This window comes from Pigmentiphaga sp. CHJ604 (assembly GCF_036972535.1).
Lineage (GTDB): Bacteria > Pseudomonadota > Gammaproteobacteria > Burkholderiales > Burkholderiaceae_B > Pigmentiphaga > Pigmentiphaga daeguensis.
The window spans coordinates 4,300,935-4,318,023 of sequence record NZ_CP136998.1 but is presented as its reverse complement, the minus strand read 5'-3'; the positions used below and the strand labels follow the sequence as shown (position 1 = coordinate 4,318,023).

Below are 17,089 nucleotides of genomic sequence, written 5' to 3'. Positions count from 1 at the left end.
CGCTTGGTCAGCGCAGCAGCGATGCCGGATCCTCGCGATGCAGGCGCCGGACCGCGAACAGCCCGGAGATCAGCGCGATCGCCATGACGAGGATGGCGCACACCGTTGCCACCGCGGGCGTCATGCGCACCGGCACGTTCTGCCCGCGCGCGATCGTGAGCAGGACGACGCACAGGATGGCGGCCAGCGCGGTGCCGGTCACGCCCACGCCGAACGCCTGCTTGAGCACCACCGTGCGCAGCGACGAAGCGCTGACGCCCATGGCCTTGAGCGTGGCGTAGGCACGCATGGAGCCGGCGATGGCGGCGATCAGGGTCTGGCTGGTGATGGCTGCGCCCGCCAGGAACACCACGCCGGCCAGGAACAGCACGCCGGCGCCGGCGCCCGTCTGCAGCAGCCAGTACAGCTGCGTCTTCTTGGAAAACTCCTTGCTGCTCCAGACCTCGTAGGCGCCGAAGCTGCGCTGGTTCGCGATCCGTTCGCGCACCGCTTCGGCTTCCGACAGGTTGCGCACCTTGGCGACGAAGTAGGTGGGCAGGTCGCCTTCGTCCGGGGTGCTGATCAGCCGCGCCGTGTCGGACGAGGCCAGCACGTTGGCGCCGTCCAGGGCGCGCAGGCCGCTGATGACGCCGATGACACGCACCGGATGGCCGTTGAGCGTCGCCTGTCCGCCTTGCCGCGTACCCAGCTTGTGCAGGTCGGCGCGGTCCACGACGATGGTGCCGATCTCGGCCAGGCGTTCGCGCATCTCGGGCGACAGCAGGCGCGCGAAAAGCATGCTGCCCGGCCGGACGTCCACGCCCGAGACGGCCACGCTCATCCCGCCATGCACCTCGGGGCTGCGCCATTCGGCCGAGCGCAGGTAGAAGGGTTCCACGGCCGCGACGCCGCGGTCCATGCGCAGGGGCATCTCGATGTCGGGGTTCAGCGGCAGGCCCTGGTCGATGCTTTGCGTGCCGGGCGAGCCTATCCAGATGTCGGCGTCGGACGCGGTGATGTAGACCGCCGCGTTGCCGAAGATGCCCAGTACCAGGCTGGCCTGGGCCAGCAGCAGCAGGCCCGAGAAGGCCACCGCCACCACCGCCGGCAGGAAGCGCGGCCATTCGTGGATGAGAGTCTTGCGTGCGAGCATGTCAATGATCGTGGGGGGAAGCGGCGGCGGAGGATTGTTCCTCGCCGCGCCAGGCCGGGGCGCCGCCCACGGCCTTGTGCAGCGAGATGAACGCGAGGTCCCGCGCCAGCGTGGTGGCCGACAGCGCCAGCTGGGCCTGGATGCGGCGCGAGGCGAGGTCGGCGTTGTCGAATTCGCTCGACAGCTTCGAGGCCGTCAGCCGCCCGGCGTGGTCGGCGGCCCGGCCGATCGCTTGCAGCGCGCGTTCCTCGGCTTCGCGGCGTTGCCGGTAGTGGTCGAGTTCGATCAGCGCCGACTCGGCCTCGGACAATCCTTCCAGCACGGCCTGCCGGTAGGCCAGCAGGGCGGCATCGAGTTCGTCGCTGCGGGCGTGCGCGGCGGCCTGCCGCTGGCCCCAGTCGAACAGCGGGATGTCGATCAGCGGCCCCAGCGAGAAGATCGTCTGGGTATAGGTAGGCGTATTGCGCCGGTTGAAGTTGTTGGCGAAGTTGCTGGCCACCGTCAGCGAACCGCCTATGCCCAGCCGGGGGTAGAGGTCGGCCCGGGCGATGCCTAGCGCGCCCGCGGCATCCAGCACGCGCGCCTGGGCCATCTGGACGTCGGGACGGGTGCGCAGCATGTCGGCGGGCGTGCTGGCGATCGCGGCCAGCGTGGCAGGGGGCGTGGCGACGGCCGGCTCGCGGGTCCAGGCGGGGTCGGGCTCGTGGCGGCCCAGGAGCACGGCCAGCTTGAGCGCGCTTTGCCGCACGGCCATGCCGGGGTCGGCCAGCGAGGCCCGGGCCTGTTCCAGCGCGGCCTGGGTCCGCTCGACGTCCACGCGCGACGCGAGGCGCGTACGTTCCCGTAGCGAGACAAGTTCTACCTGGCGTTCCTGCAGAGTGACCGCTTCCTTCAGCAATCGCTGCCGGGCCTGGGCGCTGCGCAGCTCGCGCCAGGCGCGCACGACCTCGGCGGCGACGCTGACGCGCGCGCCCTGCAAGGTGGCGGCGGCCGCGTCCACGCTGGCGCGGGCCTGCCGTTCGGCGCTTTCGCCGCGCCCGAACAGGCCGAATTCCCAGGTGGCGTCGAATCCGGCCTGGAAGTACGAACTGCTGGCGTCGGCCGCGACCGCGTCGCGCGTGCGGAAATTCAGGTTGGGCAGGTAGGGCGCGTTGGCTGCGTCATGCAGTTTGCGCGCGGCCTGCAGGCGGGCATGGGCCTCGGCGATGGTCAGGTTGCCGGCCAGCGCCTGCTCCACCAGGCCGTCGAGCTGCGGGTCGCCGAACGCCTTCCACCATTCGGCGGGCGCGGGTGCGGCCGCGCCCGGTGCGGCATTGCTCCATTGCGCGGGGACGTCGGCATGCAGGTCCGGGGCCGGAACGCTCACGCAGCCGGCCAGGGCGGCGGCCGCCAGGACCAGCGCCCATCGGAGGCCGGGGCGAAAAGGAGGGCACTGCGGAATACGGGAAAAGGGCATGGCCAGGCGCGCAGAGGAGCTGTGGGGCGTGGAGGCGGTAAGCGGCCCCGGCGACGAGGGGCGAAATCGCGACAGGCGTGATCTTACTGTCTGTTGGGCATCGGGCGCGAGCGGCGCGATATATCGGGCGCCGGGCAGCTATAATTCCGCGGCAGGAGCGTCTTACTGAATGGTAATGGAAATGTCCACCATGGCCGTTTACCCTATGCGCCTCCTGCAACAGGCGCAGCCCACCGGCCGTGTCGACGATGGCAGTCCACGGCTTTTCTGCGATACTGCGCAACGGCGGAGGGTCGGGAAGGTCGCCGGGGACTTTCCCGTGTACTTCCCAGAACGATAAGCGGTGGGCGCCCAGCCCACAAGGCCCGCGGCCGCAACTGATCTCCCCCGAGGTTTCCCTTAATGAGCTCCGAATCCCAACTGCTTGCCGACGAAGCGCAATACTGCTCGTTCGGTGATACCGTCCATTACGTCAATCCGCCGAAGATCTTCGATCGCTGCGAAGGCAGCTACATGTACGATGCCCAGGGCACGCCGTACCTGGACCTGCAGATGTGGTATTCGGCCGTCAACTTCGGCTATGGCAACGAGCGCCTGAACAACGTGCTCAAGAAGCAGCTGGACGTGCTGCCCCAGGTCGCCAGCCAGTACCTGCATCCGACCAAGATCGAGCTGGCCAAGGTCATCGCGCAGGACGCCGAGCGCAAGTTCGGCTACAAGGGCCGCGTGCACTTCAACGTCGGCGGCTCGCAGTCCGTCGAGGACTCGCTCAAGCTGGTGCGCAACGCCACGGAAGGCAAGAGCCTGATGTTCGCCTTCGAGGGCGGCTACCACGGCCGTACCCTGGGCGCCTCGGCCATCACCTCCAGCTACCGCTACCGCCGCCGCTACGGCCACTTCGGCGAGCGCGCCCACTTCGTGCCGTTCCCGTATCCGTTCCGCCGCCCGCGCGGCATGACGCCCGAGGAATACAGCGAACATTGCGTGGCCGGTTTCGCCCGCCTGTTCGAGACCGAATACAACGGCGTCTGGGACCCGAAGGTGGGCCAGGCCGAATACGCCGCGTTCTACGTCGAGGCCATCCAGGGCACCGGCGGCTACGTCGTGCCCCCGCCCGATTTCTTCAAGGGCCTGAAGAAGGTGCTGGACCAATACGGCATCCTGCTGGTGGTCGATGAAATCCAGATGGGTTTCTACCGTACCGGCAAGCTCTGGGCCATCGAGCACTTCGGCGTCAAGCCCGACGTGCTGGTCTTCGGCAAGGCGCTCACGAACGGCCTGAACCCGCTGGCCGGCCTGTGGGCGCGCGAAGAGCTGATCAACCCCACGGTGTTCCCGCCGGGATCGACCCACTCCACCTTCGCTTCCAACCCGCTCGGCACCGCCGTCGGCCTGGAAACCATGAAGATGCTGGCCGAGGTCGACTACGAGGCCATGGTGATGGCCAGCGGCAAGCACTTCCTGGAGGGCCTGAAGGACCTGCAGAAGCGCCATCGCGAGATCGGCGACGTCGACGGCCTGGGCCTGGCCCTGCGCGCCGAGATCTGCACCGAGGACGGCTTCACGCCCAACAAGGCGCTGCTGGACCGGATGGTGGACATCGGCCTGTCCGGCGACCTGGACTACAAGGGCAAGAAGATGGGCCTGGTCCTGGACGTCGGCGGCTACTACAAGAACGTCATCACGTTCGCGCCTTCGCTGCACATCACGCCGGAAGAGATCGACCAGGGACTGGCGCTGCTCGACCAGTTGCTGACTCGTGCAAAGAACGGCGGTTGAGGTTGCCGGTCCGGGGGCGACCCCGGACTTCCTGCGGCCGTACCTGAACAGGTTGGAACCCGAGGGGCTGGTAGGCCATTTCCTGGCTTGCCCGCCCCAAGGCTTTTCTGCGTGGGTGACCGCCAGCGGCGGCCCGATGTTCCGCGCCCGCTTCGACCTGCTGACCACTGCCGACGACGGTGCCAAGCGCCTCGTGCGGCGCCTGCCGGGCTTCCGCTTCTGGAAGGGCCTGCTGCAGCCGCGCACCGCGTTCGTCGGCACGACCGTCTCGGAATACGCATTGCTGGCCGCGGGCACGGATCCCGTGCGCCTGGCCGCGCAACTGAAGGCCGAGCACGGCGGCCAGCAGCCGTTCCTGATCGTCAAGGACCTGCCGCAGGACTCGCCGCTGCTGAGCGCTGAGGAAAACGACTACGCGGCGGCGCTGGCCCAGGCCTGCCAGGCCGAGGGCTTCGTGCTGGTGGAAGGCCAGGCGCTGGCCTACGTACCCGTGGATTTCACCAGCCTGGACGCTTATCTGGAAAGGGTGTCCTATTCGCGGCGCAAGAACATCCGCCGCAAGCTGCGCTCGCGCGCGGGGCTGGACATCGAGCGGGTCATGGCGGGCGATGCCCGGTTCACGCGCCCCGAGGTGCTGCGCGAGTTCTATGCGCTGTACCGCAACGTCTACGACCAGAGCGAGATGCATTTCGACCTGCTGACGGAAGACTTCTTCCAGCGGGTCCTGCAGGATGGCGACAGCGGCGGGATCATTTTCGTGTACCGGCGCGAAGGCCGGATGATCGGCTACAACATCTGCTTCGAGTGCGACGGCAACCTGGTCGACAAGTACATCGGGTTCCGGTATCCCGAGGCGCGGGACAACAACCTGTATTTCGTCAGCTGGATGGTCAACCTCGAATACGCGCTGGAACGCGGCTTGCGCCATTACATCGCCGGCTGGACCGATCCCGAGGTGAAATCCTACCTGGGGGCGTCGTTCACCTTCACCCGGCACGCCGTCTACATCCGCAATCCCCTGCTGCGGGCCGTGCTCAAGCGCTTCGCCGGGCGTTTCGAGGGCGACCGTACGTGGAGCGAGGGCGACAAGTCATGAATGCGGCTCCGCTGGTGCTCGATTTCGACGATGCCTGCGGCCACGTGGCCGGCGCCACGGTGCTGCCGCTGCAGTCCTGGCAGGAGTCCGTGCGCTTCGGGTGCTCGCTGGCCACGTTCCGCGCCCTGCGGCGCGAGCTGGACGGCGCGATGCCCGCGCAGCATGGCACGGTGCTGATGGGCAGCGGCGATTTCCACCACCTGAGCTGGCCCCTGATCGAGCGCATGCGCGCGCGAGGGCCGTTCCGCGTGGTGGTGTTCGACAACCATCCGGACAACATGCGCTATCTGTTCGGCATCCACTGCGGGTCGTGGGTGCGCAGGGTGGCCGCGCTGCCCTTCGTGTCGCACGTCCATGTGATCGGCATCACGTCGGGCGACGTGGGCTGGTCGCACAGCTGGGAAAACTATCTGCGTCCGCTGGCGGGCGGCAAGCTCAGCTACTGGTGCATGAACGTGGATGCCGGCTGGGCCCGGCTGCTGGGCCTGGGCGGCGCCGTGCGCAGCTTCGACGGCCCGCAGGCGCTGATGGATGCGGTGCTGCCCGTCCTGGCGGCCTCGTCCGAGCCGACCTATGTCTCGATCGACAAGGACGTGTTCCACCCCGAGGTGGCGCGCACCAACTGGGACCAGGGCATCCTGCGCGAGGAGCACGTGGCCCGGGCGCTCGAGGCGCTGTCGGGCCGCGTGATCGGCAGCGACATCACGGGCGAGGTCTCGCACTACGAGTACCGCGCCTGGTGGAAGCGGTGGCTGAGCGCCGCCGACGGCCAGGAGGCGCCATCGGCGGAACTCCTGGCGCAATGGCAGGCCCAGCAGCACGCGCTCAATGCGCGATTGATTGGCCTGCTGGCTGCCGCATCGCCGCATTGATCGCGCAATCCGCGGCGATGCGCTGCTCGATGTGGGCCAGCGCTTCCTCCACCTGATCCACCAGGATCAGGCACAGATCGCCCGCCCCGAGTTCGTCCATGGCCGTGTCGATGGCCAGGAACTCCCCGCGGATCTCGCGTACGTCCTGCGCGCGGGTCGCGCCCGCCAGGCCCTCGCGCAGCAGGGCCAGCACTTCGCCATCCTCGCGGCCGCGCTGGCACTGGTCTTCGTACAGCACGACCTGGTCGAAGGCGGTGCCCAGGATTTCGGTCTGTCGCCGGATGTCCACGTCGCGGCGGTCGCCGGCGCCGCTGATCACCACCGAACGCCGCTTGGCGGGCATGCGCTCGATCGCGCGCACCAGCGCCTGGATGGCGTCCGGGTTGTGGCCGTAGTCGGCGAAGATCGTGGCACCGCGGAACTCGAAGCGATTGAAACGGCCGGGCGCGGTCTGGGCGTCGTTCACGAAGCTGGCCAGGCCGCGGCGGATGACCTGCCAGTCCAGGCCCAGCGCCCAGGCGGCGGCGATGGCCGCCATGGCGTTCTCGACCTGGAAGTCGATCGCGCCGTCGTAGGTCAGCGGGATGTCGGCCAGCGCGATGCGCTGTTCCTCGGCGCCGCGCGCCGCGACGATGGCTTGCCCGTCGCGATAGACCACGCGCTGGTTCTTGGCGCGCTGGGTGGTGATCAGCGTGTGCTGGCGGTCGCTGGAGAAGAAGATCACCGAACCGGGGCAGCTGTCGGCCATGTTGGCGACGTTGGGGTCGGTGGCGTTGAGCACGGCGGTGCCGGTGGGCGCCACGTTCTCGACGATCACCCGCTTGACCACCGCGAGATCCTCGACCGTGCTGATGAAGTTCAGGCCCAGGTGGTCGCCCATGCCGATGTTGGTCACCACCGCCACGTCGCAGCGATCGAAGCCCAGTCCCTCGCGCAGGATGCCGCCGCGCGCCGTCTCGAACACGGCCGCGTCGACGTCGGGGTGCAGCAGCACGTTGCGGGCGCTGCGCGGCCCGCTGCAGTCGCCCACGTCGATGCGCTGCTGGCCGATGTAGACGCCGTCCGAATTGGTCATGCCGACCAGATGGCCGTTGACGCCCTGCAGATGGGCGATCAGGCGCACGGTCGTGGTCTTGCCGTTGGTGCCGGCCACCGCGACCAGGGGGATGCGGCCGTCGTCCTCGGGCGCGAACATGTCGGCGATGACGGCCTCGCCCACGGCGCGCGGCTTGCCGTAGGACGGGGCGAGATGCATACGCAGGCCGGGAGCGGCATTGACTTCCACGATGGCCCCGCCCTGGCTTTCCAGCGGCTTGATCACGGTGCCGGCCACGACGTCCACGCCGCAGATGTCCAGGCCCACCGTGCGCGCCGCCGCGATGGCGTGGGCGGCGAACTCGGGGTGGACTTCGTCGGTGACGTCGGTGGCCGTGCCGCCCGTGCTCAGGTTGGCGTTGTTGCGCAGGATGACCAGCGCGCCCTTGGGCGGGACCGAGTCGGGAGTGTAGCCCGCCTTGGCCAGCGTCGCGATGGCGATGTCGTCCAGGCGGATCTTGGTCAGGCTGGTGGCGTGGCCCTCGCCGCGGCGAGGATCCTTGTTCACTTCTTCCACCAGTTCGCGGATGGTGTGCACCGCGTCGCCGAACACCTGCGGCGGATCCCGCCGCGAGGCCGCGACCAGGTTGTTGCCCACCACCAGCAGGCGGAAATCGTGGCCGGGAATGTAGCGTTCGACCAGGACCGCCGAACCGTACTTTTCGGCCACGGCATAGGCCGCCAGGACCTGCTCGCGCGTCGAGATGTTGACCGCGACGCCCTTGCCCTGGTTGCCGTCGCGTGGCTTGACGACCACGGGGGCGCCTATCTCCTGCGCCGCCGCCCAGGCGTCCTCGGCATCCTCGACGGGGCGGCCCTCGGGCACCGGGACGCCGGCGGCATGCAGCAGCGTCTTGGTCAGTTCCTTGTCCTGGGCGATCGATTCGGCGATGGCGCTGCTGCGGTCCATTTCGGCAGCCTGGATGCGCCGCTGCTTCTTGCCCCAGCCGAACTGGATCAGGCTGCCCTGGGTCAGGCGGCGGTACGGGATGCCGCGCTGGACCGCCGCCTGCACGATGGCGCCGGTGCTGGGACCGATGCGGACGTCCTCGTCCAGGTCGCGCAGCTTGGCCAGCGCGGCCTCCAGGTCGAAGGGCGTGTCCTGTTCGGCGGCCTGGCACAGTTCGAGCGCGAATTTCAGGGCCAGCCTGCCGACTTCTTCCTCGGTGTACTCGACCACGACCTGGTAGATGCCCGCGTCCAGCGTGGGGACGGTGCGCACGAAGGTGACCGGGCAGCCGGCCTGCGATTGCAGCCCCAGCGTGGCGAGCCCGAGCGCGCGTGCCATGGACACGGAGCGTTCCTGTCCCGCCGGCTGCAACAGGCCGATGGCGGGAAAGCGGGCGCGCAGGCGCGCCTCGAAGCCGGGGATGCCGGCGATGGCGCGCTCGGCTTCGGTGCACGAGACGATCGCCTCGAGCGCGGTGCGCCGGCTCCACAGGTTGGGGCCGCGCAGCGCGCGGATACGTGAGACTTCCATGATGTTCTTCCTGTGCGTTTCCCAGGCTTTCAGGCCGCGGCGGCCGCGGGGGCCGGCATGCCGTAGGTTTCGATCCCGGCGCGGATGCAGTCCCGCGGCAGGTCCAGCGCCCAGCCCGTGGCAACGGCGGCCAGGACGCTTTCGATCGGCAGGCCCGGCTGTCCGGCCAGGCAGGGCACGGAGGCAAGCGGGGCCAGGAGGGTTTCGTCCGCGCCGTGGGCGAGCACGATGGAGCCGGCGCGTACGAAGACCGCGCGCTTGCCGGCGGCCAGGTGCTCGGCGATGCGGGGCAGCTTGCCGTCGCGCGCGAAGAACATCACCTCGCCGTCGCACAGCCGGGCCATGTCGGCCACCAGTTCGTCGGCGGCGTTCAGCACGGCGCAGCCGGTGGGCAGCACGACGTCGACCTGGGTGCGCAGCACGTTGAAGATCTGCTGCGGCTCGACGATGGACAGGTCCGGATGCGTCTGCGCGGGGTCCAGGTTGGTCACCACGCCGACCTGGCAGCGGTCGTAGGCCAGGCCTTGCGTCAGGATGGCGCGCGCGCCGTTCTCGATCGCGGCCGCTTCCATCAGGGGGTTCATCAGCGCGCGCTGCACGGCGCTCCAGCCGGCGGGGGCGCGATCGACCTGGCGGTGGTCGAAGTACAGGCCCTGGCTGGACGCCGTGGCCACGCGGCGGCCCGACAGCCGCAGGAATTGCCCGACCAGGTGCACCACGCCGGTCATGCCGTGGCTGCCGGACACGCCCACCAGGGGGATGCGGCCTTCGGCGCCGTTGGGAAACAGGTGGTCGACGATGGCGCGGCCCACGGGACGGGGCTTGCCCTCGGCCGGCTTCAGGTGCATCAGCAGGCCGGGGCCGGCGTTGACCTCGACGATGGCGCCGCCCTGTTCCTCGAGCGGCCGCGAGATGTCCTCGGCCACCAGGTCCACGCCGGCGATGTCCAGGCCGACGATGCGCGCCGCCAGCCGCACGTGCGCCGCGACCGAGGGGTGGACTTCGTCGGTCACGTCGAAGGCGACGTTGCCGTTGCGCTGGATCAGGACTTCCTTGCCGGCGGGCGGGACGGAGTCGCCGTCATAGCCCTGGCGTTCGAGTTCGATGCGCGCGGCGGAGTCCAGCGCGACCAGGTTCAGCGGATGCTCTTCGGTGTTGCCGCGGCGCGGGTCCGAGTTGAGCTGGCTGCCGATCAGCTGCTGGATCGTGGAGCGGCCGTCGCCGATCACCGAGGCCGTCTTGCCGCGCGCCGCGGCCACCATGCGGTCGCCCACCACCAGCAGGCGATGTTCGTTGCCGGGCACGCAGCGCTCGACGATCACGCCGCTGCCTTCGCCGCTGGCCACGTCGAATGCGGTCTCGATGGCTTCGCGCGTGCGCAGGTCCAGGAACACGCCCCGGCCGTGGTTGCCGTCGCTGGGCTTGACCACCACCGGCAGGCCGATTTCCTGCGCGGCTTCCCACGCGTCGTCCTTGCTGTCCACGGCGCGTCCCTCGGGCACGGGGACGCCGCAGGCCTGCAGCAGGCTCTTGGTCAGGTCCTTGTCGCAGGCGATGCCTTCGGCCACGGCGCTGGTGCGGTCGGTCTCGGCGGTCCAGATGCGGTGCTGGGCGGCGCCGTAGCCGAACTGCACCAGGTTGCCCTGGTTGAGGCGGATGTAGGGAATGCGGCGGTCCTCGGCGGCCTGCACGATGCTGGCGGTGCTGGGGCCCAGCCAGTGTTCGTTGACGAGGTCGCGCAGGGCCTCGATGGCCGCCGGCACGTCGTAGGGGCGGTCCTCGATCGCGGCCATGACCAGATCGCGCGCCGTGTGGAGCGCGGCGCGCGTGACTTCTTCCTGGTAGGCGCTGACGATGACGCGGTAGACCCCGCGGGTGGACGTCTCGCGCGCCTTGCCGAAGCCGCCCGGCAGTCCGGCCAGGTTCTGCAGCTCCAGCGTGACGTGTTCCAGGATGTGGCCCGGCCAGGTGCCTTCGCGCACGCGGCGCAGGAAGCCGCCGCGTTCGTCGTAGCTGCAACGGTGCTCGATCAGCGTCGGCAGCCAGGCCTCCAGCCGCTCGTAGAAGCCCGGGATCAGGTTGGACGGAAAGTCCTCGAGCTCCCCGATGTCCACCCAGGCCTCGAGGACGGGCGGATAAGTCCACATGCTGGGTCCGCGCAGGGACAGCACATCGAGGAATTCAATGTGTTTGCGTTTCATGACGAAAATGGGTCTGGAGCGGGGCGCGCGGCGCGGAACGGAAAACCGGGGCGTGCAGGCGGCGCGGACAGGCTGAGAAGTTGGGACGAGGGTCCGGGTGGAACGATGCGAGCTGGGTGTACGCTCTCGGGGCGTACTCGAGTCAATCCGATGACAATCGTAGATGAGCGGAAATGTATTGCCCCCTTGCCTGGCAGGCAAGATGGAATACACGGTTTAGGGAATCCCCTAGATGCGACGCTACAACGCATCGGTTTCTCGAACAACGGAAGTTGGTGGGAACTATAATACTTACGTGAGGCTGACATATTTTCATGAATTATAAATAGTTACAAATACTATGTTGCTTATTTGGGGCACTGCCCGCCGATGACTGCCGCGTCTTATCCGTTGTCCTCCCTGCCCGATGCCTGGCGTGGCCAGGCCGCCCCGCCGCTGGCCGACGGCGAAACCGTCTGCGCCTGGCTGGAGCTGGATCTCGATACCGAACTGCGCTATGCCCGGGGCGCGCTGGTGCTGACCGAGACCCGGCTGCTGGCGGCCTCGGCCGATGCGCCGGGATGGCGCGACTGGCCACTGCGCGAGGGGATGCGGCTGGCGCTGTCGGACCACGCGGGCGTGGTCGCGGTCGAGCTGGTGGATGCGCAGGCCCGGCTGGCGCTCTGGCGCACGACCATGGCGCACCACGCCGGTGCCGTCCGGCTGGCCGACCAGTTCGACCGCCAGCTGGCCGCGCTGGCGCGGGGCGGCGTGGCGGCCCGGCTGGCCCCGGCCTGCCCGCGCTGCCATGCGCCGCTGCCGGAAGGCGAGCAGGACTGCCCGGCCTGCGAGGCGGAGGCACCGGTCGAGAACCGGGGCTGGGCCCTGCTGCGGCTGCGCCGTTTCGCCCGGCCCTATCGCGGCCGGCTGCTCCTGGGCTTCATCCTGACTGTCCTGTCCACCGCCGCGACGCTGGTTCCGCCCTACCTGACCATGCCCCTGATGGACGACGTGCTGATCCCGTTCCAGAACGGCAAGCCCATCGACTACGAGCTGGCCGCGCTGTACCTGTCCGGGCTGCTGGGCGCGGCGCTGGTGGCCTGGGTGCTGGGCTGGTCGCGCACCTACATCCTGGCGTGGGTCAGCGAGCGCATCGGCGCCGACCTGCGCACCAGCGCCTATGAACACCTGCAGCAACTGTCGCTGGAATACTTCGGCGGCAAGCGCACGGGCGATCTCATGGCGCGCATCGGCAACGAGACCGACCGCATCTGCGTCTTCCTGTCGCTGCACCTGCTGGACTTCGCCACCGACGTGCTGATGATCCTGATGACCGCCGGCATCCTGGTCTCCATCGATCCCTGGCTGGCGCTGGTCACGCTGCTGCCGCTGCCCTTCATCGCCTGGCTGATCCACCTGGTGCGCGACAAGCTGCGCCACGGGTTCGAGAAGGTGGACCGCAACTGGGCCGAGATCACCAACGTGCTGGCCGACACCATCCCGGGCATCCGGGTGGTCAAGGCCTTCGCCCAGGAAAAGCGCGAAGTGGCGCGCTTTCGCGAGGCCAACAACCACAACCTCGCGGTCAACGACAAGGTCAACACCACGTGGTCGATGTTCTCGCCCACGGTCATCCTGCTGACCGAGGTCGGCCTGCTGGTGGTCTGGATATTCGGCATCTGGCAGATCGCCAACCACCATATCTCGGTGGGTGTGCTGGCGGCGTTCCTGGCCTACATCAGCCGCTTCTACCTGCGGCTGGACTCCATGAGCCGCATCGTCTCGGTCACGCAAAAGGCGGCGGCGGGCGCCAAGCGCATCTTCGACATCCTGGACCGCGTCTCCAGCGTGCCCGAACCGGCCCATCCGGTGCCCATCGGCCGGGTGGAGGGGAGCATCCAGATCCGCGAGGCGACCTTCCGCTACGGCACGCGCGCCGTGCTGCGCGGCATAGACCTGGACATCCGGCCGGGCGAGATGATTGGCCTGGTGGGGCACAGCGGCTCGGGCAAGAGCACGCTGGTCAACCTGATCTGCCGTTTCTACGACGTCGCGCAGGGATCGATCAAGGTGGACGGCGTCGACATCCGCGCGTTGTCCATTCCCGAGTACCGGCGCAACATCGGCGTGGTGCTGCAGGAGCCCTTCCTGTTCTTCGGGACGGTGGCCGAGAACATCGCCTACGGCAAGCCCGACGCGACCCGCGAGGAGATCGTGGCCGCTGCGCGCGCGGCCCACGCGCACGAGTTCATCCTGCGCCTGCCGCACGGCTATGATTCGCTGGTGGGCGAACGCGGCCAGGCCCTGTCGGGAGGCGAGCGCCAGCGCATCTCCATCGCCCGCGCGCTGCTGATCGATCCGCGCATCCTGATCCTGGACGAGGCCACGTCGTCGGTCGACACCTCGACCGAACAGGAGATCCAGAATGCGCTGGACAACCTGGTGCAGGGGCGCACCACCATCGCCGTGGCCCACCGGCTCAGCACCTTGCGGCGGGCCGACCGGCTGGTGGTGCTGGACCGTGGCCGCATCGTCGAGCAGGGCCGCCACGAGGACCTGATCGCCAAGGGCGGCGCCTACTACCGCCTGCACCAGGCACAGACCCGCCAGCTCGATCCTCCCGGCAGCGACAGCGACAACACCTGGGACGGCGACGACGAGGAACAAGCATGAGCCAGGCCTTTCCCTATACGCTGAGTCGCAACGCCTACGGCCGGCTGATCTGCACCCCCGCCGATGGCGGCGCGGCCGAGGAAGTGACGCCCGTGCGCGCCTTTCCCATCGATACCGAGTCCGAGGACATCTCGCTGGTCGGCCCGGGCGGGCACGAGGTCGCCTGGATCCCGCGCCTGGCGGACCTGCCGCCCGCGGCGCGGGATCTGGTGCGGGAAGAGCTCGGGCACCGCGAATTCATGCCCGAGATCCAGCGCATCGTGCAGGTGGCGAGCTACGTCACGCCCACGACCTGGACCGTCCGCACCAACCGCGGCGAAGCCCGGCTGTGGCTCAAGAGCGAACAGGACATCCGGCGCATCTCCCAGTCCAAGCTCCTGATCTCGGACGGCCACGGCATTCATTTCCTGATCCGCGACCTGGAGCGCCTGGACCGGGCCAGCCGCCGTATCCTGGACCGCTTTCTTTGACGCGCCGAAGCGCCGCGACGCTCAGGGCGAGGGGAGCGAGGCGGCAAGCGAGGCGCAAATCACCTCGAATCGTTCGTCGTCCAGCCAGTGGCTGTTGGTGATCGACAGCGTCCGCGCCGCGAAGTCGCGGGCGTGGGGCACCGGCGCATCGGCGACGATGGGGCGCAGGTAATCGTAGTCGGGCAGGGTGTGCACGAACAAGGGGCCCACGCCCAGTCCCGCGCCCCATAGCCGGTCCAGCGCGAGCCGCCGGGATTGCGCATCGGGCAGCAGCAGCATGAAGAACGGCCAGACGCCGTCGCCGCCCGCGGTGTCCTGCATCACTCGTACGCCGGGCAGGCCTTGCAGCCGCTCCAGGCGCCGCCGGGCGCGCGCCCGGGCATCGTCCAGGAACGCCGGCAGGCGGCGGGCCGCTCGCGCGCCCACGCCGCGGCGCCAGCGGCCGACCCGGTGGATGGGGATGTCGAGGGGGAAATCGTCGCCGGCGGCTCGTACGGGATCGCCGGCCCGCAAGGCCGCGCGCTGCGGGTTGCCGTAGGCCAGGCGCATGCCGCGTGGCCCGTACAGCAGCGCGTAGGCCAGGAGTTCCAGGCTGCGGCGCGCCTCCCATCCCGGGCGGCGGCCGACGGTGCGCGCGCTGGTGGCGCGCAGCTCGTCGCGCAGCGCGGGATCGCGCGCCAGCAGCAGGCCGCCCTCGTAGATGCTCAGGCCCTTGCCCGCGGCCAGGCTGAAGAAGCCGATGTCGCCGTCCAGGCCCACGCTGCGTCCGTTGCGGCGGGCGCCCAGCGCCTGCGCCGCGTCCTCGATGACGGCCGCGCCGCAGCGGGCGGCGCAGCGCAGCGCGGCATCGGTGTCGGCCACGCGTCCGGCCAGGTGGGTGACCACGATGGCCAGCGTATCGCCGTCGCAGGCCGCCTCGAGCGCGTCCGGGTCGAGATCGAAATGGCCGGGGGCGAGGTCGCACAGCTTCAGCCGCAGCCCGCAGTGGTGGACTGCCAGCGCGACCAGCGGGCAGGTGTAGGCGGGCAGGACGACGGTCTTGCGCGAGCTGCGCCGGGCCAGCGTCAACAGCGAGACGACCAGGCTGGAGGTGCCGGAGCATTCCAGCTGCAAGGCGTCGACGCCCAGCCAGGCTGCCAGGCTGGTCTCCAGGTCCGCGGGACCGCCCGGCAACAGGTCGCTCCACCGCAGCGGCAGGCCCGCCGTGGGGGGGATGTCGCGCCCGTGGGCGCCGGCCGCGAGCCTAGGCGTCGGCACGGCCGGACTCCGGGTGGAGGCGCCGCGATTCGCTGGCCTCGCCGAAGGCCAGGCAGACGATGCCGCCGATGATCAGCAGCGCGCCCAGCATCTGGTTGGTGGTGATGTGTTCGTCGAACAGCCAGACCGACACCAGCATGACCGTCACGACTTCGAGGTGGGAGGCGGCGAAGGCGGGCCCGATGGGCGCGCGCTTGAGCAGCGACATCCAGGTGAAGAAGGCGCCGATGTAGCCGACGAAGGCGCCGTAGATCCACGGCTGGCCGAATACCCGCAGCAGCCAGTCCAGGTCGGCGGCCAGCGGCATCGCATGGTTGGCGGCGTACTTGAAGCTGATCTGCGCCAGCGTGTCGAAGGCCATCAGCAGGCCGAAGCCGATCAGGTAGAAGCGGCGCATCACGGTATCCCCACGACCGCCACGCCGGCGGCGATCAGCGCGATGCCGGCCACCCGCAGCGGCGTCAGGTGTTCGTTGAACAGGAAGCGGCCGGCGATCATGATGGCGACGATGTTGATCGAGCCCAGCAGCACGCCCTCGGACAGCGGCACCAGCGACAGGAAGGCCAGCCAGACGACGAACTCCAGGATATAGCAGGCGATGCCTATCCAGATCCAGGGGCGGCGCGCCAGCTCGCGCCAGTAGCGCAGGCCGCTGCCCTCGGCCGGCGTGGTGGCGGCCGCCTTGAAGGCGAGCTGGCCGCCGGTATCGACCAGCACGTTCAGCGTCCACAGCAGGGCGACGAGCGGAGTCATCGCGCCGCCGCCCGCGGCGTGGCGCCTTCGCGCTGCGCGGCGATTTCCGAGAAGAACTCGGCCGACTCGCGGATGACCTCGCGGCGCTCGCGATCCACCGTGATCATATGGTAGCTGTCGTGCAGCAGCACCAGCTTGGCCGGGCCGCCGACGCGCTCCATCACCAGCTGCGCGTTGCCGACGCTGGCCATGTCGTCCTCGGCGGCGTGCATGACCAGGCAGGGCGCGCGCACCTGGTGCAGCTGGCGGCGTACCGTGGCCGACAGGTCGATGAGTTCGGCCAGCGAGGGCCAGGGGTTCCCGGGCAGTCCCGCGTCCGCGCTGTCGCCGCCCAGCATGCTGGACGATACCGCGGCGCGCAGCCGTTCGTCCTTCAGGCCGTAGGGGGGCTCTTCGTCGAAGACCTTGTCCTGGAACAGGTTGAAGCGCTTGAACCAGGGCAGCAGGAACGACAGGCGCGAGTACCAGGGAATGTTCCAGCCGTCGTAGCGGAAGGTGGCGCCGTAGACGCCGACGCCGGCGATGTCGTCGGGCCGGTCGGCCGCCGCCTTCAGCGCCAGCACCGCGCCCATCGACAGGCCGGCGACGAAGCAGTGGTCGACATCGCGGCGCAGGCGGTCCACGCCCTCCAGCACGCTGGCGTACCAGTCCTTCCAGCCGGTGCGGATGAGATCGTCGACGTCGCCGCAGTGGCCCGCCAACTGCATGCCGTAGACCGTGAAGCCGGCCCGGTGCAGGCCCTTGCCCACGGTGCGCATTTCGTTGGGAGTGCCGGTCAGGCCATGGATGAGCAGCACGCCCGCGCGGCCGCCTTCGAAATAGAAATCCGCGGATTTGATCATGAGG

12 protein-coding genes and 1 pseudogene are annotated in these 17,089 nt (G+C 69.3%); 5 read left to right on the top strand and 8 right to left on the bottom strand.

Annotated elements, in window-relative coordinates; genetic code table 11:
- Nucleotides 1–7 precede the first annotated feature (7 nt).
- Together R4823_RS20750 and R4823_RS20745 are read right to left on the bottom strand one after the other, a co-directional pair.
- A complete protein-coding gene (locus R4823_RS20750; protein WP_243724456.1) occupies nt 8–1,132 on the bottom strand; it encodes an ABC transporter permease in 1,125 nt (374 codons plus the stop codon).
- Between the two features lies 1 nt (nt 1,133).
- Nucleotides 1,134–2,498 carry a TolC family protein gene (locus R4823_RS20745; protein WP_165963099.1) on the bottom strand — a complete coding sequence of 455 codons (1,365 nt, stop codon included), beginning with the start codon at nt 2,496–2,498 and terminating at the stop codon, nt 1,134–1,136.
- Between the two features lie 492 nt (nt 2,499–2,990).
- Between R4823_RS20745 and R4823_RS20740 the strand changes: the two genes are divergently transcribed.
- From R4823_RS20740 to R4823_RS20730, 3 genes are all read left to right on the top strand, one after another.
- Nucleotides 2,991–4,367, top strand: a complete 1,377-nt coding sequence (locus R4823_RS20740; protein ID WP_087837331.1) for an aminotransferase class III-fold pyridoxal phosphate-dependent enzyme — start codon at nt 2,991–2,993, stop codon at nt 4,365–4,367.
- A gap of 136 nt (nt 4,368–4,503) precedes the next feature.
- Nucleotides 4,504–5,463 (top strand): GNAT family N-acetyltransferase, encoded by a 960-nt coding sequence (locus R4823_RS20735; RefSeq protein WP_207958612.1) that lies wholly within the window; start codon nt 4,504–4,506, stop codon nt 5,461–5,463.
- Entirely contained in the window at nt 5,460–6,335 is an 876-nt protein-coding gene (locus R4823_RS20730; RefSeq protein WP_087837330.1) for an arginase family protein, read from the top strand. The genes R4823_RS20735 and R4823_RS20730 overlap by 4 nt, the downstream gene beginning before the upstream one ends.
- On the opposite strand, the gene cphA (R4823_RS20725) is transcribed toward R4823_RS20730, so the two are convergent.
- Together cphA (R4823_RS20725) and cphA (R4823_RS20720) are read right to left on the bottom strand one after the other, a co-directional pair.
- Complete coding sequence (cphA, locus tag R4823_RS20725; RefSeq protein WP_132979433.1) at nt 6,289–8,910, bottom strand: cyanophycin synthetase; 2,622 nt, start codon at nt 8,908–8,910, stop codon at nt 6,289–6,291. The two genes, R4823_RS20730 and cphA (R4823_RS20725), sit on opposite strands and share 47 nt — an antisense overlap.
- A gap of 56 nt (nt 8,911–8,966) precedes the next feature.
- Nucleotides 8,967–11,111 (bottom strand): annotated as a pseudogene (gene cphA, locus R4823_RS20720) (cyanophycin synthetase); the annotation flags it as partial.
- A 369-nt stretch (nt 11,112–11,480) separates the two neighbouring features.
- Between cphA (R4823_RS20720) and R4823_RS20715 the strand changes: the two are divergent.
- Both R4823_RS20715 and R4823_RS20710 read left to right on the top strand, forming a co-directional pair.
- Nucleotides 11,481–13,763, top strand: coding sequence for an ABC transporter ATP-binding protein (locus R4823_RS20715; protein ID WP_338615962.1), 2,283 nt, complete (start codon nt 11,481–11,483; stop codon nt 13,761–13,763).
- Complete coding sequence (locus R4823_RS20710) at nt 13,760–14,233, top strand: DUF1854 domain-containing protein (RefSeq protein WP_087837326.1); 474 nt, start codon at nt 13,760–13,762, stop codon at nt 14,231–14,233. Before R4823_RS20715 ends, R4823_RS20710 begins: the two co-directional genes overlap by 4 nt.
- A gap of 21 nt (nt 14,234–14,254) precedes the next feature.
- On the opposite strand, the gene R4823_RS20705 is transcribed toward R4823_RS20710, so the two are convergent.
- Genes R4823_RS20705 through R4823_RS20690 form a run of 4 tightly spaced genes read right to left on the bottom strand, consistent with a single transcriptional unit; the run spans nt 14,255 to nt 17,085 of the window.
- Nucleotides 14,255–15,490 (bottom strand): DegT/DnrJ/EryC1/StrS family aminotransferase, encoded by a 1,236-nt coding sequence (locus R4823_RS20705; protein WP_087837325.1) that lies wholly within the window; start codon nt 15,488–15,490, stop codon nt 14,255–14,257.
- Nucleotides 15,477–15,887 carry an EamA family transporter gene (locus R4823_RS20700; protein ID WP_087837324.1) on the bottom strand — a complete coding sequence of 137 codons (411 nt, stop codon included), beginning with the start codon at nt 15,885–15,887 and terminating at the stop codon, nt 15,477–15,479. The genes R4823_RS20705 and R4823_RS20700 overlap by 14 nt, the downstream gene beginning before the upstream one ends.
- Nucleotides 15,887–16,243, bottom strand: coding sequence for an EamA family transporter (locus tag R4823_RS20695; RefSeq protein WP_087837323.1), 357 nt, complete (start codon nt 16,241–16,243; stop codon nt 15,887–15,889). The genes R4823_RS20700 and R4823_RS20695 overlap by 1 nt, the downstream gene beginning before the upstream one ends.
- The gene (locus R4823_RS20690) at nt 16,240–17,085 is read right to left on the bottom strand and encodes an alpha/beta fold hydrolase (RefSeq protein WP_087837322.1); all 846 of its coding nucleotides are present in this window, start codon (nt 17,083–17,085) and stop codon (nt 16,240–16,242) included. The genes R4823_RS20695 and R4823_RS20690 overlap by 4 nt, the downstream gene beginning before the upstream one ends.
- Between the last annotated feature and the right edge of the window lie 4 nt (nt 17,086–17,089).

Bases quoted from the DNA above. Each gene is read 5' to 3' on its own strand.
- R4823_RS20750 (WP_243724456.1), bottom strand. From the start codon at position 1,132: ATGCTCGCACGCAAGACTCTCATCCACGAATGGCCGCGCTTCCTGCCG.
- R4823_RS20735 (WP_207958612.1), top strand. From the start codon at position 4,504: ATGTTCCGCGCCCGCTTCGACCTGCTGACCACTGCCGACGACGGTGCC.
- R4823_RS20715 (WP_338615962.1), top strand. From the start codon at position 11,481: ATGACTGCCGCGTCTTATCCGTTGTCCTCCCTGCCCGATGCCTGGCGT.
- R4823_RS20690 (WP_087837322.1), bottom strand. From the start codon at position 17,085: ATGATCAAATCCGCGGATTTCTATTTCGAAGGCGGCCGCGCGGGCGTG.
- R4823_RS20700 (WP_087837324.1), bottom strand. From the start codon at position 15,887: ATGCGCCGCTTCTACCTGATCGGCTTCGGCCTGCTGATGGCCTTCGAC.
- cphA (WP_132979433.1), bottom strand. From the start codon at position 8,910: ATGGAAGTCTCACGTATCCGCGCGCTGCGCGGCCCCAACCTGTGGAGC.
- R4823_RS20695 (WP_087837323.1), bottom strand. From the start codon at position 16,243: ATGACTCCGCTCGTCGCCCTGCTGTGGACGCTGAACGTGCTGGTCGAT.
- R4823_RS20710 (WP_087837326.1), top strand. From the start codon at position 13,760: ATGAGCCAGGCCTTTCCCTATACGCTGAGTCGCAACGCCTACGGCCGG.
- R4823_RS20730 (WP_087837330.1), top strand. From the start codon at position 5,460: ATGAATGCGGCTCCGCTGGTGCTCGATTTCGACGATGCCTGCGGCCAC.
- R4823_RS20740 (WP_087837331.1), top strand. From the start codon at position 2,991: ATGAGCTCCGAATCCCAACTGCTTGCCGACGAAGCGCAATACTGCTCG.